The sequence below is a fragment of the Synechococcus sp. UW179A genome (assembly GCF_900473965.1).
Lineage (GTDB): Bacteria > Cyanobacteriota > Cyanobacteriia > PCC-6307 > Cyanobiaceae > Synechococcus_C.
Map to the genome: position 1 here is coordinate 13,681 of NZ_UCNJ01000007.1, position 19,098 is coordinate 32,778.

Annotated in this window: 26 protein-coding genes; 13 read left to right on the top strand and 13 right to left on the bottom strand. The window is 50.8% G+C overall.

Translation table 11 applies throughout. From position 1 onward, the window contains the following. The first annotated feature begins 25 nt into the window (after positions 1-25). The 3 genes from DXY31_RS02970 to DXY31_RS02980 all read left to right on the top strand — a co-directional run bounded on the left by DXY31_RS02970 (position 26) and on the right by DXY31_RS02980 (position 1,649). Positions 26-835 carry a hypothetical protein gene (locus DXY31_RS02970; protein WP_114992099.1) on the top strand — a complete coding sequence of 270 codons (810 nt, stop codon included), beginning with the start codon at positions 26-28 and terminating at the stop codon, positions 833-835. Positions 836-966: 131 nt separating this feature from the next. After that, positions 967-1,221: a hypothetical protein gene (locus DXY31_RS02975; RefSeq protein WP_114991998.1), complete on the top strand. Its 255-nt coding sequence runs from the start codon at positions 967-969 to the stop codon at positions 1,219-1,221. A 251-nt stretch (positions 1,222-1,472) separates the two neighbouring features. After that, complete coding sequence (locus tag DXY31_RS02980) at positions 1,473-1,649, top strand: conjugal transfer protein TrbI (RefSeq protein ID WP_114992000.1); 177 nt, start codon at positions 1,473-1,475, stop codon at positions 1,647-1,649. A 1,671-nt stretch (positions 1,650-3,320) separates the two neighbouring features. Here DXY31_RS02980 and DXY31_RS02985 read toward each other — a convergent pair. The 3 genes from DXY31_RS02985 to DXY31_RS02995 are packed head-to-tail and all read right to left on the bottom strand — an operon-like array spanning position 3,321 to position 4,379. Next, complete coding sequence (locus tag DXY31_RS02985) at positions 3,321-3,830, bottom strand: DUF924 family protein (protein WP_170953522.1); 510 nt, start codon at positions 3,828-3,830, stop codon at positions 3,321-3,323. Further along, the gene (locus tag DXY31_RS02990) at positions 3,820-4,119 is read right to left on the bottom strand and encodes a hypothetical protein (protein ID WP_114992101.1); all 300 of its coding nucleotides are present in this window, start codon (positions 4,117-4,119) and stop codon (positions 3,820-3,822) included. The genes DXY31_RS02985 and DXY31_RS02990 overlap by 11 nt, the downstream gene beginning before the upstream one ends. Positions 4,120-4,139: 20 nt before the next feature. Beyond that, positions 4,140-4,379, bottom strand: coding sequence for a hypothetical protein (locus DXY31_RS02995; RefSeq protein WP_114992104.1), 240 nt, complete (start codon positions 4,377-4,379; stop codon positions 4,140-4,142). Between the two features lie 3 nt (positions 4,380-4,382). Here DXY31_RS02995 and DXY31_RS03000 point away from each other — a divergent pair, with 3 nt between their 5' ends. Further along, on the top strand, positions 4,383-4,829 hold the full coding sequence (locus tag DXY31_RS03000) for a hypothetical protein (protein ID WP_371639020.1): 447 nt from the start codon (positions 4,383-4,385) through the stop codon (positions 4,827-4,829). Positions 4,830-5,011: 182 nt separating this feature from the next. Here DXY31_RS03000 and DXY31_RS03005 read toward each other — a convergent pair whose 3' ends face one another. Both DXY31_RS03005 and DXY31_RS03010 read right to left on the bottom strand, forming a co-directional pair. Continuing rightward, a complete protein-coding gene (locus DXY31_RS03005; RefSeq protein WP_170953513.1) occupies positions 5,012-6,151 on the bottom strand; it encodes a hypothetical protein in 1,140 nt (379 codons plus the stop codon). A gap of 99 nt (positions 6,152-6,250) precedes the next feature. Beyond that, positions 6,251-6,514 carry a hypothetical protein gene (locus DXY31_RS03010; RefSeq protein ID WP_114992005.1) on the bottom strand — a complete coding sequence of 88 codons (264 nt, stop codon included), beginning with the start codon at positions 6,512-6,514 and terminating at the stop codon, positions 6,251-6,253. Positions 6,515-7,421: 907 nt separating this feature from the next. Between DXY31_RS03010 and DXY31_RS03015 the strand changes: the two genes are divergently transcribed. Beyond that, positions 7,422-7,886: a hypothetical protein gene (locus DXY31_RS03015; RefSeq protein WP_137024873.1), complete on the top strand. Its 465-nt coding sequence runs from the start codon at positions 7,422-7,424 to the stop codon at positions 7,884-7,886. A gap of 962 nt (positions 7,887-8,848) precedes the next feature. On the opposite strand, the gene DXY31_RS03025 is transcribed toward DXY31_RS03015, so the two are convergent. Both DXY31_RS03025 and DXY31_RS03030 read right to left on the bottom strand, forming a co-directional pair. Beyond that, a complete protein-coding gene (locus DXY31_RS03025; protein WP_114992011.1) occupies positions 8,849-9,043 on the bottom strand; it encodes a hypothetical protein in 195 nt (64 codons plus the stop codon). 66 nt (positions 9,044-9,109) lie between these two features. Beyond that, complete coding sequence (locus tag DXY31_RS03030) at positions 9,110-9,427, bottom strand: hypothetical protein (protein ID WP_114992013.1); 318 nt, start codon at positions 9,425-9,427, stop codon at positions 9,110-9,112. A 540-nt stretch (positions 9,428-9,967) separates the two neighbouring features. On the opposite strand from DXY31_RS03030, the gene DXY31_RS03035 reads away from it, so the two are divergent. Continuing rightward, positions 9,968-10,174, top strand: coding sequence for a hypothetical protein (locus DXY31_RS03035; RefSeq protein WP_114992015.1), 207 nt, complete (start codon positions 9,968-9,970; stop codon positions 10,172-10,174). A 25-nt stretch (positions 10,175-10,199) separates the two neighbouring features. Next, entirely contained in the window at positions 10,200-10,541 is a 342-nt protein-coding gene (locus tag DXY31_RS03040) for a hypothetical protein (protein ID WP_137024874.1), read from the top strand. Between the two features lie 122 nt (positions 10,542-10,663). On the opposite strand, the gene DXY31_RS16700 is transcribed toward DXY31_RS03040, so the two are convergent. Together DXY31_RS16700 and DXY31_RS03045 are read right to left on the bottom strand one after the other, a co-directional pair. Continuing rightward, positions 10,664-10,819 (bottom strand): hypothetical protein, encoded by a 156-nt coding sequence (locus tag DXY31_RS16700; protein WP_170953514.1) that lies wholly within the window; start codon positions 10,817-10,819, stop codon positions 10,664-10,666. A gap of 119 nt (positions 10,820-10,938) precedes the next feature. After that, complete coding sequence (locus DXY31_RS03045; protein ID WP_244279488.1) at positions 10,939-11,163, bottom strand: hypothetical protein; 225 nt, start codon at positions 11,161-11,163, stop codon at positions 10,939-10,941. Positions 11,164-12,245: 1,082 nt separating this feature from the next. Here DXY31_RS03045 and DXY31_RS16705 point away from each other — a divergent pair. Further along, positions 12,246-12,410, top strand: a complete 165-nt coding sequence (locus tag DXY31_RS16705; RefSeq protein WP_170953515.1) for a hypothetical protein — start codon at positions 12,246-12,248, stop codon at positions 12,408-12,410. 539 nt (positions 12,411-12,949) lie between these two features. Further along, a complete protein-coding gene (locus DXY31_RS03055) occupies positions 12,950-13,234 on the top strand; it encodes a hypothetical protein (protein ID WP_137024875.1) in 285 nt (94 codons plus the stop codon). Positions 13,235-13,506: 272 nt separating this feature from the next. Here DXY31_RS03055 and DXY31_RS03060 read toward each other — a convergent pair whose 3' ends face one another. Together DXY31_RS03060 and DXY31_RS03065 are read right to left on the bottom strand one after the other, a co-directional pair. After that, positions 13,507-13,869: a putative quinol monooxygenase gene (locus DXY31_RS03060; protein ID WP_114992025.1), complete on the bottom strand. Its 363-nt coding sequence runs from the start codon at positions 13,867-13,869 to the stop codon at positions 13,507-13,509. Positions 13,870-13,896: 27 nt separating this feature from the next. Continuing rightward, a complete protein-coding gene (locus DXY31_RS03065; protein WP_114992027.1) occupies positions 13,897-14,160 on the bottom strand; it encodes a hypothetical protein in 264 nt (87 codons plus the stop codon). A 279-nt stretch (positions 14,161-14,439) separates the two neighbouring features. Here DXY31_RS03065 and DXY31_RS03070 point away from each other — a divergent pair, with 279 nt between their 5' ends. Beyond that, a complete protein-coding gene (locus DXY31_RS03070; protein ID WP_114992029.1) occupies positions 14,440-14,637 on the top strand; it encodes a DUF2256 domain-containing protein in 198 nt (65 codons plus the stop codon). A gap of 195 nt (positions 14,638-14,832) precedes the next feature. Here DXY31_RS03070 and DXY31_RS16710 read toward each other — a convergent pair whose 3' ends face one another. Beyond that, entirely contained in the window at positions 14,833-15,126 is a 294-nt protein-coding gene (locus tag DXY31_RS16710) for a hypothetical protein (protein WP_170953516.1), read from the bottom strand. Positions 15,127-15,229: 103 nt separating this feature from the next. On the opposite strand from DXY31_RS16710, the gene DXY31_RS03075 reads away from it, so the two are divergent. From DXY31_RS03075 to DXY31_RS03085, 3 genes are read left to right on the top strand one after another with little or no spacing between them, the layout of a single operon-like run. After that, positions 15,230-15,613, top strand: coding sequence for an STAS/SEC14 domain-containing protein (locus DXY31_RS03075; RefSeq protein ID WP_114992111.1), 384 nt, complete (start codon positions 15,230-15,232; stop codon positions 15,611-15,613). A 6-nt stretch (positions 15,614-15,619) separates the two neighbouring features. Further along, entirely contained in the window at positions 15,620-16,654 is a 1,035-nt protein-coding gene (locus tag DXY31_RS03080) for a metal ABC transporter substrate-binding protein (RefSeq protein ID WP_244279490.1), read from the top strand. A 2-nt stretch (positions 16,655-16,656) separates the two neighbouring features. After that, a complete protein-coding gene (locus tag DXY31_RS03085) occupies positions 16,657-17,391 on the top strand; it encodes a metal ABC transporter ATP-binding protein (RefSeq protein ID WP_114992113.1) in 735 nt (244 codons plus the stop codon). A gap of 743 nt (positions 17,392-18,134) precedes the next feature. Here the strand turns inward: DXY31_RS03085 and DXY31_RS03095 are convergent. Continuing rightward, entirely contained in the window at positions 18,135-19,046 is a 912-nt protein-coding gene (locus tag DXY31_RS03095; RefSeq protein WP_114992035.1) for an SMP-30/gluconolactonase/LRE family protein, read from the bottom strand. Positions 19,047-19,098 lie beyond the last annotated feature (52 nt).

Below are 19,098 nucleotides of genomic sequence, written 5' to 3' on the forward strand. Positions count from 1 at the left end.
TGCTGGTCCTTCGATGGTGAAAGTGATGACAGATCAATGGACGCTGAATCGGCTCAACTTCCAGGGGCGCTGGCAGGGCCGTGGTGCATGGTTTGGGCGTGATGCAGAGGACAGGCTTGATCTGGTGACACCGGTCAGGGTGGTGGATCCCACGACGTACGACATCTCTTTCAGCGATCCCGAAACCGGCGTCTGGGATGGATCCGGACTGTTCTTCGCTCCTGGCGGCCACGCCAGGTATGACATCAGCCGCAGCACCTACAACGCCGGCTGCGGATGCTGGCAATTCCAAGGTGCTGGAGGTCAGTCCAGTCTTGAGCCAGATCTTGATCGCCGTCGCTTCGGCCACGAGATCAATCTGTTTTACGGCCGGTCCCGATCCATGCTGGTGCTGATCTGGGAGCCGGTGGGAACGCGCTGGCGTCTGCAGTTGGTGGGTGCCGTTGGTTTCCGTTGCTCCAACGCTCCTGTGCCAGAACCGGAACGACCCTCATTCAGGACGGCGGAGGCAATGCTGGAACCGCTTCGGGGTTGGGCCGGCGTGGCGGAAACATTCCGGCCGCAGCCTGGTTGTATCGGTCAGGTGAGTGCACCTCAGCCGTCTGTTTTTGTTCCAGATCAGTTCATGCGACATGAAAAGACTGCTGTCATGCAGGATGCGCTGGTTTTTTCGGTGCCTGAGTATCTTCCGGATGCTGTCTTTCAGCTGGAGATCGGCGGTCTGCTCGGTGTTGGGTTATTTCAGCAGCTCAGCATTCTGTTTGATGCCAACAGCCGTCTCACAGCTTGGCAACGTCGACGTTTTTGGGCTGATCCTTCAAAAGTTGATCCCTAAAACAGCAGACTTCTAAAACAGCCGAAGTTGGAAAATGATCACGTCTGCCTCAAGAGCAGGCAGACAATGAACCAGCTGCACTTGGTAGCACTCAACTTGGGTCCTTCACTCAAGGACAAGAAGTCCAGACCTTGGACTACAGCATTCATATCAATAGTCAGTCGGTGGAGTTTGAAGAGGAGCATGAGACACCAGAGAGCAAGCTGCTCAGCGAAGACAAATATGTTTGCGTCACAGGCAAATTCAGCAAAACTCGGATAGAGATCAAGGAAACGATTGAAGCTGCTGCCTGGACTATTGCTAATGGCGTCAGAACAATCACAGAAGTCTTCGTTGCAGGGGAAGACGCTGGTTCGAATCTGGATCAAGCACCTGCTGCTGCGTGATGTTGCCCTTACTCCTAGGAATCATCCACCCCTTATTCATGCGTCTTGGGCTGGGGGGACAACCCCAAGCAATCCACTGGCGTGGGGAGCAACAGCACAAACATGCTGATAGATAGTGATAATCATTTTGATTTTTGACGGACAATAATGATAATCGTTGTCGTTTATTTGTTCGATTGTGTGACTTTTGCTTACTCTTGGCTTGGTCAATATCCGTTTTCTGTTAAACCTTTTTCAGTTGTGTTGTTCAGATGACGACAACAGTTTTAATCTGTGCCTGCCCAAGCTGTAGCTGCGAAGCTGGCGGTCCACCTGCTGTTCAAAGGAGTGGACAAAGCTTCTGTTCCGATGCCTGTGCCAATGGACATCCCAACCATGAGCCTTGTCATGATGGAGCTGGTGCTTGTGGTTGCACCTGTGGTGGGTAGTCCATCGCTATTGATCCGATTCCAAAACTGAATTTCGGCTTAGAGCCCATAGGCGAGAGTGATAACCATTCTCGCAATTCGTTGCGATTGTGTAACTCTCAGCGAGCTTTCAGCTGATACATCTCCATCATCTGTTAGAACTTACAGATTCGCGATAAAGCCGATGTGCTGCAACAATCCAAACGCCGAGCATCACAATCATCAGCCTAACGACAATAAAGCTCCTGCTAAGTGAGTTCAATTGTTGTTGAATAGTTGGTCAACTTTTTGAGCTCTCGCATAAGCTTACCCAAGTCCGAGTCCTTGGGTGAATGGCAAACGCCCCTCTCAGCAGGGGCGCTTTTTGTGCAATCAAGGTTCATTCTGCCCGTAGAACTCAACCCCATCAAGCGGTTTGCTGACCTTGCTTGCAGTGTCTCTAGGGGTCAATAAGCCTTTTTCAAGCCAACATCCACTCGCCAGGAACAAGAGTGGCATTGATTGTGATTGCCATCACTCTGATTCCCGTTGGCATGGCCTCATTGGCTCAACCGAGTTGCTTGGGCCGATCCAGTGCACAGTCCCCAGCATCGTCAATTGATCGTATGCGTCTGTGCAATGGCAGCTCAATGGAGTGATCTACTTGATGAATGTGTTGCTCTACCGACAACTGTTGTTGTGATGGCAACGAGCTGTGGTGGGTAGTCATTCACGCTGACCAATCCGGCGGGTATCCCTATCCACCGGTTTGGCAAACGCCCGAATGCTCGACGCAGATCGGACTATGACTATGACGACTGCAGAGCTCCATCCGTGGATTGCCAATTAGAGAGCTGACCCAAGGCAAAAAAAAAGACCCAGAGGGTCTTCAGTGGGTGTGAGGAGTTGGGAATCTCGGTGAGGAGAGCCAACTACAAAAGGTATAGCTAGAGCTTTGCCGTTCGGCGCATTGAACACACACCTGGTTGCAATTTCGCTGCAGTTTGCTCGGGGTTGTTTTGTTGTGATCAGAGAAACTCACAGTGTGGAAATCAGCAGGCACTCCTGGGGAGTTTTTCAACCCCCTGCTTTTGGCGGTGGGCCTTGTTGCACCCAGTTTGTCTTCAACACTGTCGTTCAATAACAAAGACCCCACGGACAGTGCCGTCAGGGGTCTGAATAATGGGGATTTACATTTTGTCTTGATGGCTGGAGTGGTTCAACCACATAGATGGTGTATTGAGCCTGAAGTTCGTGACAAGGTATACATGAACACCTATTCCGAGGCAGCCATCTCTAACCTGACATCAATGGGTCGGGTGATGGGGATTATCCGACTTCCCAGTTTCAACCATTGCTGAGGCAATGGTTTTTTATTGTCATCCACGAGCAATTGCAATCACTCAAAAAAAGAGGTCGGATTACTCCGACCTCGGATCCATCTCGAACTGGATTGATCATGCCAGTTCAGCGTGGTAATGCAAGCTGGGCCGTACTTCAATTGAACTGAGGAGAACTGACAACTTAGCGCTTCCTTTTTCGCCGATTTGCCTTACGCGTTCCTCCATATCTGTAGCCCGGTTGCTCGGCAATTCCAGTCCAACAATTAGCACATACAAGAGTCCACTCTGCTGTTGTTTCGCTGCGCACGCGATAGTGCACAGATCACTGAACTCCACAGAGACCACAGCAGAATCCGCGTTCAGCCATCGATCAACGGCCCAGGGCTTGATCCCGCCAGGGATAGCGCGCGTGGTGGAGCAGGATGTCGCGATTTCGTCTGGCCACATCAGCGGTTGCAACATCCACCCATCTCTCCAGAAGAGGGATCGCCATATTCACCGTCTCGAGACATTCTGCGTGCAACAGCGGCATCAACCAGAACTGTCGACGTGCCCTCTCTGGTTCCCGTTCCACCCAATGTTGATCCATAGCCAGTTGGCTCAATCCTTGTGCACGAACATCGCCATGGAAGGCGCGCGCCTGATCACGCCAGATTTGTCGAGAGAACTGATCGAGTAACAAGACGAGTGCTAAGCAGGATGTCTGATTGGCTTCCCACTCGATCAACCCGTCGTGCTGTGCTGCCTCCGCCAGTGGCCCGAATCGTTCACTGACAGAACGATCAAATCCTTGATTGCGTCGAAACCACTGCCATGGACGGCATTCTTCAAACCAGAAATGAAGGATGTCTTCAGCGAGGGTTAATCCCTCAGGAGGCATCGCGGACACGTTTCACCACAAGACCTGCTTCCGCAGCTGTGACGGCAGCCAGCACAAGAAGCCCAACAAGTCCGACTAGTTGATTTTGGGTTTCCGCATCAGCTGCTGCCCCTTGTCCAAGAGCAGCTCCTGCAACAAACCATGCGGTTGCAAAAGCGGACGTGATCCAGTAGGCCTTCCAGCGACGCTGGTAGAGATACCCCGCACCCAGTCCGGGCAACACATTCAGCAGAACGGCGACCCAGCCCGCCGATGCGGCGAGAACCTGATCACGGTTGGGAAGGGCCATCGGTTCTGAAGACTGTGAGCTCATGACTTGTTCTGATTGGCTGCATAGGCCACGGCTCCACCCGCCACAAGAGTGAGCAACCCGGTGCTCAGCAGAAATCCTGTGAGCATGATCAGGCCAAGGACAGAGCCAAGCAATGACATTTTTACGCGCAGCAGCTTGGATTTCATTAACAGAATCAGCAACAGTGTCACTGTGGCCTTAAGTCCGGCAATCTTTGCGGCGCTGATCGGACAGAAAGGAACGAAAGGAGGGATCATTGAGTGGAACTGCACAAGGGTGCGACTCTGTTACTTTGTCGTTTCTCAGACGCTGCTGTGGATCAACCTCTGCAATGGCAAGAGATTTGGGGCAATCGCCTGTTGCCGTTCCTGCTGGTGTTGATCGTGATGATCACGGCGGTGTTGCCGGTGTCAGCGGCCTGGATCTGTGACGGTGACAGGTTGACTGCGGAACCCATTCAGCTTGGTCGGGACGCCTTTGGAGCCACGGCTGAGCCCATCCCTAACAGTGCCGACGGCACTGTGCCCGGAGATCTGATCCTGCTCAGCTGGCGCGGCGTGACCCTTCAGTTACCGCGAACCAACAATGCTGGGGCTCCGAGTTATACAGACGGTCGCTGGTGGTGGCAGGCCGAGGATCCTGAGCATCCCGATTTCCGCCAGCGCAAGGGGGGCATCGTCAGTTATTCCTGCAGTCCTGAGCCTTAAAGCTTTCGGGTTCAGGCTGCGGGTGCCAAGCCCTGCACAAGTGAGTACTCATAGGCCGCAGCGGCCAAGAGCAGCGCTCCGATCACACTAATCAGCACTCGACCGTCAATGCGTTTCAAGGTGACAGAGTCTGCCGGGCAGAACCGATGGAACCTCAGGCTAGGTGTGAGGCGGCGGCGGGTCTACAACTCGCCTGCTCTCCGTCGTTGCTCTTCCTCTTCAAAACGGTCTGTCTCCACTAGGGCCCACTTGTCATCTCGAAGCATGGAGTTGATCACTTGATCGCGATAGTCGACCTCCAAAGCTCCATTAATCCCGAAAGCGTTCATAATCTTGGCGCGATCGGCGATTAATTCCTCTCGGTAGATCTCATAGAGATCAGGGTTTTCGATCAAACTTGGGTCGGGCTTGCCATCCAGTCGCCATAGCCATTCGTATAGGAAAGGTTTGTATTTCGATTTGGTCTGCACGATGGGCATCAGCTGATCCAGTGTCAGCAGATTGCAACGGGTCTGCGCATCCCAGATTTGTTCATCGTCTAAAGCTTCTGCGGTCTGCTTGCAGTGGTCGAAGAGGGCCTTAATAAATTGCTGAGGTGTGCACTTAAAGGCAAGTTCCTGAAGGTCGATACCCTCTTGAGCCAGATAAACCATTCGGTTGAGGTCGTTCTGGCAGAAGCTTCCCTGTAGGGCATAAACGGCTGCAGCTTTACGAATGTCCCAGAACAAGCCGGTGTTTTCCGCGCAGGCACGGGTGATGAAGGCATCAAAAACTCTTTGATTCTCGGGAGTGATATGAATCGAGAGGGCTCGCACCGCTGATGCAAACTCGTATTCCAGTCGATGAGTGAAATCCCGCTGATGGGCTTTGTAAAGATCACTGCTCTGCCATTCATTGAGGTCTCCCACCCATCGCGCAGGGGGATTTGGATCTCTGTACAACTGAAATTTCTCTTTTCCCTCCAGGCTCCAGTTGTAAGCCGATAGATCCTCGGCTTTCACCCCCTCGACCAGGTGGATGTCGTTGCCCTGGTGACTGGAAATGAGACGCACCACCGCCAGAGTGCTGCGCGGCAGGTTGATCGTGTCAATGGCGATCACTCCTGTTCCCTCGCTGGATAGTTCAATCAGCGTGCCGTTTTCGCTGTGGCTGAAGCTGTGCAAGCAGCTTTCAGGTATGCGCTCGCTGCGAATTTTCTTCGTGATCGGATCGATTCCGATCGAATATGACCCGATGGGAGTCCCATCGATGCCGTTCGGTCGCCATGAGCTTTCGTCTGAACAGCAGATCACGACCACCCGATTGTCGATCTGACGCGTCATGATCCCCACTCCGAGGGCTGGCACCTTAATCGTTTCGACCAGAGCCCAACGTCAGCGGGTTTCGGGATCTGTTGGCCCTTCGTCATGCCCTCTTCATGCTCAGTCCCTAGGTGAGCTGAACGTGGCTGACTGATTTTCGGGAGCAACGGGCGGATCGTCTGGCACGGATTGATCCACTAAAAGCTGTCCGTCTCTCCAAAGACATTGCATTTCAAGCGAATCGAGATCAACAACGCGATAAGCCCCCTTGCATTGCGCCGACACGATGCGCACTCTCACCCTTGCTTCATCAAGAGTGAGGTCAGTGAGGTCTCCTGGCTTCGTTTTCCATCCCTGTTCTGTCAGTTGCTGAATTGAAAACACTGAAGGACCCGTCCTCTTCTCTCAGCCTGGATACTGATGCACTTTTTTCGTTGGAAGGTGCAGGGGATCTTCGGGATCACGCTCAGCGTTAAACGAGCCAATCACATTCACATCTTGATCAATCCAACTGGATTGACCGACTTTCAGCTGAGTTGATGACCACTCAAAAAGAAACCCCCGCCGAAGGCAGGGGTTTTGAAAACTCTGCGGGAGTGTGTCCTTGTTTCCACCCCGTAAGCTTTTCTCCTCACTTTTACAAATTAGCCACTTCATTGGCACAGTGCCAGTTGTGGTTCAACCAGTCCGTTGAAAGGCACACTCCATAGCTGTGAATCATGTCTTTGGCACTCCTCAGGGCGACATTCAGCTCCCCACACCGACGGAAGTCTCGATAGGGCGTCGAGTCTTGTTTTGTGCCCTGGCTTTCTTGTCTTGGTCTGTCAATGACAAGTTCGCTCCGCGCTGCTTGAACTTCGATCGAGGCCTCACTCCATTTTCGATTGTGCCTCAAGGCACAAATCTTTGTATGTATCTTTACTCTTCGCTGAGCGCGCTTCCTGCGGCGGGATCCCGCTATCACGAAGAGGGGCAGTGGGACGCCGCTTTTTCATGGCTTCCCCTTGGTTCGGCTGGCACCGGCGCATCCTTGGGCCAGTCAGGACAGATGATTTCCGCGCCTTTGTTTAGGCAGTTGCCTTCACCACAAAGGTCATCACCATCACAGCAAGTGCAACCATGCACCCAAACAGAGGTAGAGACAGGTGCAGTTCTTTCATTGGTGTGATTGCGGTCCTCGACTATGGACGTTTTTTACTTTTCGACGACTAAGGCTTAATGCCTATTTCTCGGTTAGTGATTAGAGCAATGCCCAATGGGTTCTCGTGGTGAGATCAGCCAGAATCACGTTATGAAACGCAATTGGAGTGAGATCGAGCCCCACTGGTCGCGACTGAGTGACAGGACTGCATTTGATCTCAGTGCTGAGTGCGTCGTGATTGATCAGCAGAACCAAGTGATGCAGACGACCCTTTCAGGCCTCTCGACTCATCTCAGAGTCTCGTCTGCGATGTCGAATCCTCTGGTGAAACAGTTCATTGCTCTGGCGAAAGAGATAGGAGCCGAGAATGCCATGCACAAGATGCTGATGGAGTCGGGAGAGGAATTCGCTCAGTTATGGAAGGAGGCTCAATCGGACTTGCAGCGAGGAGCTATCACGACGATGGACGATGTGGTTGAGGCAGTTGCAACCGCAAAGAAAGGCTACGACGAATCTCCGAGACGAATCCTGGTGATTCAAGTAAATCAGCATGATTGCGACGTTCTTCTGGTTGGACCACCGGAATATGACGAGTCAGAGTCTTTTGATGCTTAACTTTTGTTGGCTTGCGAATGAATCATCGGTGACTGCTTTGCTTGCCGTGATCCAGAGAGATCATTTTCATGAACAATCAATGGTTTTGACCAGAGTTAATAGCGGCTCAGGTTGACCAAAAAACTTCTTGCTACAGAAAATTAATTCAGCCGATAAGGATAATGCCTTCAATGATATTGCCTTAGATGACATTAGGGTATTGATTGACTTTATCGCACAACGCGTGAAAAGTGGCAAGGGAAACGTTAAGGGGAGTCTGATGCATGCCAAATCTCTTCTTGGCAGTGGCTGAGTGAGCGAGCCAATGATTAATGATGACTATGTTTGATCCTGACTTAAAAAATCAGAAGTTGCAGCGCTTATGTTTGATCAGCATGAGTAGGCGACGTTTGGCCTCTAGTCTTTGTTCTGGCAACTGTTCTTCAAGCGGTGGAACTCCGCTCCAGCACAGCGAACAGAACATGTGGCCATTGCGCATCCAATACGTTTCCATTGAACCGCCAACTGATTGGCCACAGATCAGACATTGAAAAGGCTCTGGCATCGTGAACGCAGACCTACAACCTGTTAACCCACAGTGCGCTTCTTTGCTGATGATGACTGTTCACAATAAGCGTCTTGCTTGGTTGGTGAATCTTTTGTCGACATTGGTGTGCCAAACCAACGTCGCTTGCCCCCTATCACAATGTAATCGTCGTAACTGTTTTGATGCTTGGTAGGCATAGAGATATTTCAGTCGTCCTGATCGTTGCGAACCTGTGTTTGATTGCCAGCGTCCTTAATCAATTTTCAAATACAGCTGCATCAGTCGTTATGCCATGGAGTCCTGCCACCATGAACGGCCCTGAAGGCATGAGTTGCAGTGATGGGCTTGCCATCAATAAGTTTTCTCAAATGGTGGTAGCGCCCCTGATCTGTATTAAAGATAAATCTTGATCTGTTCGAGGAGGATTTGCTCGCGGCTACTCGATCTCTGGGCGTCTCCGACCTGCATGGATGGTCGCAACTTCTGTAATTTCCTCAATTACCAAGTGTTTCCGCCAGTCTTGTGAACCATTCAATAAGTCATCCAGTTCCTCAGCTGTCATTTTTTTATCCAGACCGCCGAGAGTTCCCTTGATCGCGCATTTGATGATGATCTCTTGCTCATACGTCATGACTTGACGGCTGCTCCATCCAGTCTGCTCAATGATTCCGGGTCTGCTTGAAGTCAGTTTGTTTATTTACCATCTGAATTTTTCAGTGGGCTTGGCACTCCCTCTCAATTTCATCAGCTCATCGGCGAAAACAGGTTTGTCGTTGTCTGGTAGATCAAACACATAACCGATGTATTGGATTTCTTTCTTTTCGCAGAATCGATTTGTTGTGGCACCCTTGTATTCAATGCTTTCTAAGTATCCGTTTGGCTCAAGGGTAAATTCAAGGCCTTGCCTAGCCCATTCTTCACAGGCTTGTTCTGCCTGTAAGACTGACTGATAGTTATTGTTGCATGCTGTCAAGCTGCTAAGTGCTAAAATAATAAACAGTGGAAGATTTTTCATTGTATTGATGCGAACAGGTGTTTTCTATCTGCCAGAGCCTAGTTCCTCTTTGCTTCTTCAATAGAAGTTGATTGCTTCCCGTTGTCGATCGATCTGTTAATTGATTGCACCACTGCAATCCACCGCTTCATTCTGATTGTATGGCAACTTGGGGAGACTGGTTCTGTTCTTGTGTTGATCAGGCTCTGCTGAGCGACTGACGGCCATCTCTCCCGAGGCGCCAGATCTCGACTGGATCACTACGGTTCGCGCCAATGCCTCCTGTGTGGTGCTTGCTGGGATTTGTTTGTTCTATCACTGCAGTTACTGACTGTTGTCGCGAGTGTGCCCCGCACTGATGCCTCGTTCCCTTGCATGGACCGAATCTGTGGGATCTCTAACGTCTGATTGTGAGTGACTCCGAAACATCTAATTTGAAGTAAGAATGAAATCCGGTTCTCTTGATCATCTCCGCCTGTTAGCCCACGGATTGGTCATTGGTTGGGTCATGCTTCTAGTTGACGCAGCCTCTTTCAGTCATGCCATCAGCTATGCCCATGGATGTCGATGACCTTGCATGACCCCCGCTGGATCCTGGTTGCCTGGGCCGTGGTGGCCGTTGCTTCCGCACTGCGCTTTTGGCGACTTACTGGTCCCTTTCGTTCCAAAGTGAAGGCCCAGCAGCGTTTGGAATCTCTCAACCCTGAGCAGGCGCGGGCCTCTCTTGAAAGGTCTTGGCTGAAAAGCGACACACGAAACCATCGCTGAATAACATCGGTAGATGGCCGATTCGATGTCATCTCAGCAGTTGGAGCGGGAGCTGAACAAGGCCCGGGAAATGGGGCGCTGGCTCAGTGACGATGAGCTTGAGCAGATCGAGCACGAGCAGCGGTTGACTCGACATGAGCAGCAGCAGGATGCACAACGGCGTCGGAAACTTGTTTTTTTCACTGCGATCTGTGTGGTGATTCCGCCTCTTTGGCCTGTCGCTATTGGGCTCAGCCTGCATCTGCTGTTCCCCCAATCGTTCCGCCGTCTGCTCTGGTTCGCCGGCGGCAGTCTGTTGCTACTTGCTTTGCTGGGAGCTGCTGCGAGCGTCACTGTTGTGTCGTTGCTCTGGATGTTGATCAGCTGATTTTTAGAGACTGAGTATTAACCAGGCCAACGAACATCCGACCAATAGTGAGATAATGCCAAGCAGAGACTTCCAGAAGCGTGGATCATCGGGCTGGAACAAGGGTCTCGAGAATCACCTGGTCAGGTCAGCCTGATTGATCCATTGTCAACCTGCTTGAGCAGGTCACTGCGCAACTTGAGATCTTGATCGTCGAGATCCTTGCGTGTGAGCAGCGAACGGTAAGCAGCCTCACTCATGCGGCTGTGAAGCTTGGCGTTCAGGTAAAGCTCAACCATGGGAGGCCTAATCCTGAAGAAACCCTAATCGCGAAAGTCAGGCGATTGTGGAGCTCCGTAGGTTCATTGAACACCGTGAACAGGTGATATTGAGGCAACGGATGCCAAAACTGGGCGCATCAGCCATCTGTCGAGATGAACGGAGGCATGTCCTGTTTGAGCACCCAGCAGGTTGCCGCTTTCTGTGTCTGCCAGGCTTGCATCAGTTGCCTTGCCAACTGGCGAAGCTGCTCAGGGTCCTGGGTTGTTTCGAGGGCACGATTGAACTGCTCGATCTGGAATCGCTGCTCGGTGGTGAGTTGAATGCTGCCGTTCATGCCGATCACCTTGCGGAGTCTTCGCAAGGTATCGGGATAAACCAAACGTTTTGTTACGGATCACACGGTTACTCCCGGTTTTCAGTGAGTCCTCACTTATCGGGCTAGATCTCCGTATTGCTTGGATGCACTCGGCATCATCACGAGTGGCAGCATCGGGATCGGTTTCAGCCGTTGTGTCGCTGAGATCTTTTGTTGTCACTCGGTCTGTATCGAAGTTGAAGCACAAGATGCTTTGGTGCCACGCTCCAGCAAATTTCAGGCCTTTGCTGTTGTTGAGACGGTCATAAAGTCTTTTGGGCCAAGAATCTTGATCTGGCCTGATGTTTTAGGTCGATGTCCGCCCAGGTCACAGGACAGTCAGAGAAAAGAGAGCAGGCCCTGGTTCAGACAGCCATCCTTCTCTCGCTTCACCACCCGTTACCAGCACAGTTGTGATTGCAGCATTTGGGAGGTCGTTCAGCATTTCTTGTGGCCATCTGGATGATGTCCGGAGTCAGGCTGAACCTCTCGAGGCCATGGTGATGACTTCTGTATTGGTTGATCACCCATACCCCTAAAACAACTCAAAGCTCTCCCCGTGAACGTCAAAAACGACACCATCTCCAGTAGAAGCTCAAAGCAGCTCAGTCTTGATGAAGTTGTAGGTGCTGCCTAAGAGGCTGGTCACGATTGTTCTGCTAACAAACGCAACCTACTCAGCGGAAAAAACGAGAAGGCGTGGTTGGTGGTGGTCAGGCTTGTGCTGTGCTCAAACAAGCGTGGTTCCTATTTCTCGCCGAAATGAACCAATGAATGCTGGTGATGGTGTGCTGTTGAAGAGCCTAATCACACAAAGCTTTGGCAATCACAGGGATTTTGAGGTCTTTCCTCACGCTCGTAAACCGATCAATCATTCACCAATATTTGACACGGTTGAACTCAGTTGAGCAGAAGTCGTCCAACTGCAATGGCTAATGGTGCACGCGTTTGATTGTGACTCGAATCTTACTGAAACCTTAAACTCAGATGAACATGCGCTGAATCGACCTTCATCGAAATCAAGTTTTCGTTAGGTTCTCAGTTGTTAAAGGCGTATGCCTGCTTCTGTTAGGAAGGGAGCCAAACTCATGGCCAACGAAGAGCGCACCAGGCCCAGGGACTTCATTGTTGTGGGTGGAAGGCGTCGCTGGTTTTCTGTTCCAGACAAAGATGAACGCTTTAGTGAGCTTCAACAACGGGTTACACAGGAACGAGACCTCGCCATACCAGAGTGCCCCTCGGAAATCGGCTGACACTATTGTTCTGTCAAGTCTTGGCGCGCCATTGATCAGCTCTCTCAAGGCGGGTTGACCCGCTTCAGATAGGAATTGCGAGGATGTTGATATTTGGAGAATCAATAGAGTTAGCGAAAAATTTTTTAGATTTTTATCATTTATAACACTGATTGAGATTCGGGTCCGGAATTAAGTTATAGCTTTGATCTCAATGACTTCGTTATTATTAATCGATTGAGTTATGCTTTTTCACCGGCTGAAATCGATGAATTGAGCATAGGACTGTAGGACTCCTCGGTCTATTCAGCGTAGGAGTCGGTTTTGGCTCATGCGTTGCCAGTTCCATTGTTGTAGCTGGGGGCCTTGGAGGTTTTTCAGTCGATGCACTTTCGCTTAGATCTGACGGAATACAGCTACTCGGGATGAATAGTGAGATCCCTGGCCTCACCGTCGCTAAGCTGTGGATCTGAAATCCTGATCAAATCCAGTCGGTAACTTCTTTTAAACAAAATACGATGTATTTCAAAACTATTTCAAACAGTGTTCTGATTGTTCTGTTGACAACCGGATTAGTTGGGTGCTTTGGTCGAAATCAAAAAAACATCAAAAAGATTCCGATGATGATGGATTCCAATAAAGTTCTTGCTTTAGTTGATTGTTCAAATCGGGAAGTGCAGATGGTGGACGATTCGGAAATTTCAAAGCATGGTTCCCAGTGGATGTCTCAATCTGAACTGCAAAAATCAGTAATGAAAGATGCTAAAAAGCATGGAATGCAACAAGTTGTTCCCCTAGCGATGGACATGTGGGAAAGTCAAATCGATATTGTTTGCAGAAAGTAATGACCGTCAAGGTCTTAGGTATGTTCTCTTCGAAATCACTTTAAAACTTGATCCAGCAGATTTTGTCTGGTTGAGTAGTCTCTTTGGGTCCTTTACTTGCGTTTTGCTTTCGTAAAAGTCACAGTATTGGCTATGCAGCCACACCCTAACTATTCTCTTGTCTTCAATTATCGAGCTAGCCATGACGCGATGGAGAAGTCGGGTCTGGTACCTAGCTTATCGAGGTCAGCTTAGACAGTCCTGTCAAAATTTAAGGACGCTTCTCTTTATTTTCAGCGTCGGAATCCCATCTGCAATTCAAAGAAAACTACTGGCAAGGCTGTCAGTGCTGGTCTCAGTTTCTCAAGCTCATCGGGTAGACCATGCACTTCGAGCTTGGTGAGTTCGCAGATTTGCAGAATTTGTTGCAGCAGCTCACCAACATTCTCCAGATGAGCCAAGGCACCTGCCGCACCTCGGTAGCCTTCGCGGCAATGAAGCATCTCTCCTGCTTTGGTAAATCCGTAGTAAAGACAGAGAGGTTCCTGGTTTGAACGATCGACGAACTGTTTGCACAGTTCCATCACCTCTTGTTCGCGTTCAGCAGGAACGCGGAAGTAGGGATAGATCGAGACACATTGATCGTCAAGGGTCATGGTTGATGGATTAGATCAATCCATTGATTAGCTATGGAGAGCGCTGCTGGTCAGGCTGCCTTGCTGATGGGCATCAACGTCTGCTCTGTCGTGGGTGTTGTGTCCTTGTTCATGTGCTCTGACTGAAACAAAGTGTCGACCAGCCCGGTTGGCATCTTCCACAGATCGGTAATTGCCTACGTGGGTGTAATCACGGCCATCGCTGGTTGCTGACACCGAAAACAGGTTGTTGGTGACGCGCTGCACACTCCAATGCATGAAGCAGGAGGGAGCCGAATGTTGAAGGGCCATGTCACGCCAGAAACCGAATGTGTTCAAACTATGACCATTGCTGGTGCAGGGGTCGGGAGCTTCTTAAAACTCAAATAAGTATTTATTTTTTCTAAAGAATTAACTCCTGAGTGTTTTGCGTTTGATCATTTCTTGTGTCTTTGATGTCGCCGATGATCTTCGCCGTGTCGCAAAAGCTGTTCTGATCTGATTAGAAATTGGTTTCACCAGCGTCTCGGAATGATCGACGATTGGCTTAATTTCTAGTTTGTCTTGGAGTGTTTACGCTCGTGATCACTGATGGGTAGACCTCGAACTGAGCCGTCCAGCGGTGCTTCTGGTGTACGCCCGCGCGATCGCCCTACAAAAATCTGTTCAGTTTGCGGCAGGCCGTTTCAGTGGCGCAAGAAATGGAAAGATGTCTGGGATGAGGTGCGCTACTGCTCTGAACGCTGCAGACGCCAAAAAAAATCCCCGATCAACGATCGGGGACGCTGATGCCGGTGATTGAAGTCCCCAACACCCGGCCCTTGAACGGGGATATCGCAGCCATGACTGCCTCCCGTTCACCCATCTACCAATAGGTCTGGTGTATGCCATTGCGCAAGCCCCATATCTGGTGTTAGTAGACGAGTCTGCTGACTTGAACGATGACATTTCGCCCGTCGCTTGCATCGCTTTGGGCGGGTGCCACTACATGTGGCGTTGAATGTCGAGCCGTTGTTGGATGACCAGTAAAGCCGGCGCGGTCTGCGGCTGGAGAGATTGATCTGAGTCATCATGTTGGTTGAAGCCTTCACCCAGACGGTTCATCTCTGCTGATATGTATTCCAGGCCACCATGTTTGAGATCATCTGTGTTCTGATACTGCCGGTGATGTTGATCGTGTATTACGCAATTCAACGTCTTGTTGTGCATCACAGCAATATGGAAGTGAAGCTGATGATTCACGATTTGATTGTGGAAGCAATGAACAAGCATGATCATGACTTCGAAGAATGATCACTTCCGGGTTGGGGCATCCTCACCTCCATTGCATGCGTTTGTTTGATCAGATCCGCTAGCACCAAATCAGATGTAGTTGATGCACATGACAGTTTCTGCTCTGCATGGCTTCACTCTTGAGGCCGTCGAGCTTGCACCTGTTCCGGTGATTACTGTGTCGGCCTGTGGACGGCTCACTCATAACGACTATGTGTCGCTGATTCCGCAGCTACAGGCTGCCATTGATGAGCAGACCAGCGATCGCCTCCGTCTTGTGTTGGACGCTCGCGAACTGAGGGGCTGGGAACCAAGAGCTGCTCTCGATGATTTGCACCTGAGCATTGATCACGGTCTCCATGTTGAACGAGTTGCTCTGATCACCGATGCTCGCTGGCTCAGCTTGTTCAGTCGGCTTGCAGGTCTGTTGATGCCTGGGCAAATCCGCAGTTTTCACGAACGGGAGGCGGGCGATGTCTGGGTGAGGTCCTGAGAGTTGATGTCATTCCCTAAAATGGAAACATCGATATCGCGTGATGGTGATCGCCGTTTGTTGAAGCGAGGCTTGCCTCTTACCGCAGTCTGGATTGGTTTCCTCTTCTTCACAACTGCCTGCGGTAGTCCGACACGGCTGGGCTCTCCCGGGGCGGGCGATCTCTCCCAGGACAGTGTTGTTGAGGATCCTTCGGCCAAAGACCGTCGCCCCAAGGTGCTGACCACGTTCACGATCCTCGCTGACATGGCTCGCAATGTCGCTGGCGACAGGCTGCAGGTGGAGTCCATCACCAAGCCCGGTGCCGAGATTCATGGTTATGAATTCACTCCCAGCGATATCGAGCGGGCTGCAGGTGCCGATCTGATTGTTGAAAATGGCCTGGGTCTTGAGCTCTGGGCAAAACGTTTCACTGAAGCCGCTGGTGATGTGCCCACCGTGACGCTCACCGATGACATTGAACCGCTGCTGATAGCTGGGGATGCCTATGCCGGTCGCCCCAATCCGCATGCCTGGATGTCTCCCAAGGCAGCCCAGCAGTACGTTGACCGCTTGGTTGAGGCTTTTTCGGCGCTTGATCCTGAGGGTGCCCAGCAGTACGAGGCCAATGCGGAGCTCTACAAAGGCCGTCTTCAGAAACTGGATGTGGAACTGCGCAATGCATTGAAGCTGCTGCCAGCCGGTCAGCGCCTGCTGGTGACCTGTGAAGGAGCTTTCAGTTATCTGGCGCGCGATTACGACCTTGAAGAGGCTTATCTGTGGCCCGTCAACGCTGAAAGTCAGATTTCCCCACGTCGTATGGGCCGATTGATCGAACGGGTGAAGCGTGATCAGGTGCCAGCAGTTTTCTGTGAAACCACAGTTAGCGACAAGGCTCAGCGCGAGGTTGCCAGAGCTGCTGGCAGTCGTTTCGGTGGTAGCTTTTATGTTGATTCCTTGTCGGATAGCAACGGTCCTGCAGCCACCCTGCTTGATCTGCAGCGCCACAATGTGAAACTCATTCGAGCTGGGCTGGGTTCCGCCGCCGATCCAAAGCCATGACGATTCGGATCGCAGCTGAACAACTCTGCGTTGACTACAACGGCTCTGTCGCTCTTTACGACGCATCGCTGACGCTGCCTGCTGGTTGCATTTGCGGAATGGTGGGGATGAACGGAGCTGGCAAAACCACACTGTTCAAGGCACTCACTGGCTTTGTGCGTCCGTCCCGAGGACGAATCCGCATCAACGGTCTCAACGTGGCTGAAGCCCAGAGGGAGCAGGCTGTGGCTTACGTGCCCCAGAGCGAGGGCATCGACTGTGATTTCCCTGTTTCTGTCTGGGATGTCGTGATGATGGGCCGCTATGGCTCGATGAACCTGCTGCGCATCCCTCGTCAGTCCGATCGCCTGGCGGTGCGTAATGCCCTCGAGCGGGTTGAACTGCTGGATCTGAGAGATCGGCCCCTTTCTGCCCTCTCTGGTGGTCAGCGCAAGCGAGCATTTCTGGCCAGGGCGATTGCCCAGAGAGCATCTGTGCTTCTGCTCGATGAGCCCTTCAACGGCGTTGATGTACGCACCGAGAAGCTCATGGCGGAATTGTTTCTGCAATTGCGCAACCAGGCGTGTTCGATCCTGATCTCGACCCATGACCTCAGCCATGTGCGTGATTTCTGTGATCTGGTGGTGCTGATCAATAAGACCGTGCTGGCCTATGGAGAAACATCGGAGGTTTTTACCCCAGAAAATCTGTCGCTGGCATTCGGCGGTCTTCCACCTGATGTGTTGCGGGGTTCGTAGCGACCTAAGTAACCACTCCCCGCACCTGATCCGCAGGCAGTGTTCGATGCCACCTCTGGTCAGTGCTGGTTCAAATCCCATCACATCATTCCGCTACAGAACGATGCGAGCCGCGTGAACAAAACGATCAATGGCTTTGAAGAGTTCTGCTAGTTCCTGGGAGCTTTTGCAATCAGTGCAAAAAACTTGGAGGCCATGCTCGCAAGGTGTAGATAAATTATGGTTTAAGACCAAACGCTTGGGCCAGTACTTCAAGGAGTCGGGCTTTCAATTTAATTAGGAAAATTAATTAGATGCTGACTAAACGCCAAGAGGAGAAACTATTCAAGTTAGGAGCAGTGATTAGCTTTGTGCCTTTTTTCCCGCTGGTAGTCCATGCGTATGAACTTGCTTTCGTCAGCAGGACTCGCCCACACCTGGCGCTGGTCATGTTTTCTTTTCTGCTCGTCCTCAATATATCCCTAAGACTTCCCTATTTGCGAAGTACAAACAGGCTCGTCTTTGCGCAAGTTGCATCTGTATGGGCTATGAACATTTTGATTCTTTTCTTTTATTTGATAGCTTTGTTTGTTGATTGAAGGAAGGGTTGTGATAGGTATTTGATTGTTGTCTTATGTGATTGCTATTAGTCAGCGCTCTCAGCTCTTTGGTGTTATCGATTCATTGCGCTTCATGTCTCATCTGTTGTTGGTGTTGGCTGTCCGTCGACCGCTTGGGCATGTTCTGAATTTAATTTGAATCTTCTATAGAACTTTCATAAAAGGTTCTGCGTGAGGTAGCGTCTTGGTTCTTAGGGTATAGATGGAAGTGTTTGCTGCAATGAAGAGTGTTCGCCAATCTGTGCCTCCCCAATGAAAGTTGCCAACATTCTCAGGGGTCTCAATGATCCCCAGAAGTTCTCCTTGGTCGTCGAAAATCCAGATTCCCCCGGGTCCCGAAACCCAAATATTGCCATGTTCATCGCATTTCATTCCATCGGGTATTCCCTGTTCGAGTTGGCCATTACCAATGTTCTTTGCGAAACATCTTCGTCCAGAAAGGCCCCCGTCGGGATTGACGTTATAGACGTCGATGAGTGCTTGACTTGAATCATTGATGTACAGCAATGATTCGTCTGGGGAGAAGCAAAGACCGTTTGGTGTTCTGTAGGCATCTGGCTCCACTGCAAGCTGAAGCTCTTGACTGGGAGTTAGTCGGAACACCCCTTGAAAACCCAAGTCTTGTTCGCGCTCTTTGCCGAATCCAGGCATGCGTCCGTATGGGGGATCGGTGAAATAAATTGATCCGTCCTGTCTAACGCATAAATCATTAGGGCTATTTAATTCTTTCCCTTCAAAGCTGGAGGCTAATATATCGCGCTTTCCATCCTGGTCGATAAGGACTAGCGAAGAGCTAAGGTGCTCGCAGGCCAGCAGATTTAAATTTTTATCGTAGGTTAGGCCATTTGATTTTTGTGAGGGATTTCTTACTTCGCTGATCTGGCCATCTAGGGTCAATTTGCGGCAAATATTTGCTGGAACATCGGAAAATAGAAGGTGATGTTCACTTGGATTCCATATTGGGCCTTCAGTAAATATGAATCCAGTGGCAACGCGTTTGATCTCTGCCTCGTTCGATAAGAGGTTCCAGATTTTGTCGGATTCAGCTTTGATCAAGTTGGACCTGCTTGAGCGGAATTGGTGATCTTGTGCTTTTTGTAGCAGCGTC

Bases quoted from the DNA above. Each gene is read 5' to 3' on its own strand.
- DXY31_RS02970 (WP_114992099.1), top strand. From the start codon at position 26: ATGACAGATCAATGGACGCTGAATCGGCTCAACTTCCAGGGGCGCTGG.
- DXY31_RS02980 (WP_114992000.1), top strand. From the start codon at position 1,473: ATGACGACAACAGTTTTAATCTGTGCCTGCCCAAGCTGTAGCTGCGAA.
- DXY31_RS02985 (WP_170953522.1), bottom strand. From the start codon at position 3,830: ATGCCTCCTGAGGGATTAACCCTCGCTGAAGACATCCTTCATTTCTGG.
- DXY31_RS02990 (WP_114992101.1), bottom strand. From the start codon at position 4,119: ATGGCCCTTCCCAACCGTGATCAGGTTCTCGCCGCATCGGCGGGCTGG.
- DXY31_RS02995 (WP_114992104.1), bottom strand. From the start codon at position 4,379: ATGATCCCTCCTTTCGTTCCTTTCTGTCCGATCAGCGCCGCAAAGATT.
- DXY31_RS03005 (WP_170953513.1), bottom strand. From the start codon at position 6,151: ATGACGCGTCAGATCGACAATCGGGTGGTCGTGATCTGCTGTTCAGAC.
- DXY31_RS03015 (WP_137024873.1), top strand. From the start codon at position 7,422: ATGAAACGCAATTGGAGTGAGATCGAGCCCCACTGGTCGCGACTGAGT.
- DXY31_RS03025 (WP_114992011.1), bottom strand. From the start codon at position 9,043: ATGACGTATGAGCAAGAGATCATCATCAAATGCGCGATCAAGGGAACT.
- DXY31_RS03030 (WP_114992013.1), bottom strand. From the start codon at position 9,427: ATGAAAAATCTTCCACTGTTTATTATTTTAGCACTTAGCAGCTTGACA.
- DXY31_RS03035 (WP_114992015.1), top strand. From the start codon at position 9,968: ATGTCGATGACCTTGCATGACCCCCGCTGGATCCTGGTTGCCTGGGCC.
- DXY31_RS03040 (WP_137024874.1), top strand. From the start codon at position 10,200: ATGTCATCTCAGCAGTTGGAGCGGGAGCTGAACAAGGCCCGGGAAATG.
- DXY31_RS16700 (WP_170953514.1), bottom strand. From the start codon at position 10,819: ATGGTTGAGCTTTACCTGAACGCCAAGCTTCACAGCCGCATGAGTGAG.
- DXY31_RS16705 (WP_170953515.1), top strand. From the start codon at position 12,246: ATGGCCAACGAAGAGCGCACCAGGCCCAGGGACTTCATTGTTGTGGGT.
- DXY31_RS03060 (WP_114992025.1), bottom strand. From the start codon at position 13,869: ATGACCCTTGACGATCAATGTGTCTCGATCTATCCCTACTTCCGCGTT.
- DXY31_RS03065 (WP_114992027.1), bottom strand. From the start codon at position 14,160: ATGGCCCTTCAACATTCGGCTCCCTCCTGCTTCATGCATTGGAGTGTG.
- DXY31_RS03070 (WP_114992029.1), top strand. From the start codon at position 14,440: ATGGGTAGACCTCGAACTGAGCCGTCCAGCGGTGCTTCTGGTGTACGC.
- DXY31_RS16710 (WP_170953516.1), bottom strand. From the start codon at position 15,126: ATGATCATGCTTGTTCATTGCTTCCACAATCAAATCGTGAATCATCAG.
- DXY31_RS03075 (WP_114992111.1), top strand. From the start codon at position 15,230: ATGACAGTTTCTGCTCTGCATGGCTTCACTCTTGAGGCCGTCGAGCTT.
- DXY31_RS03080 (WP_244279490.1), top strand. From the start codon at position 15,620: ATGTCATTCCCTAAAATGGAAACATCGATATCGCGTGATGGTGATCGC.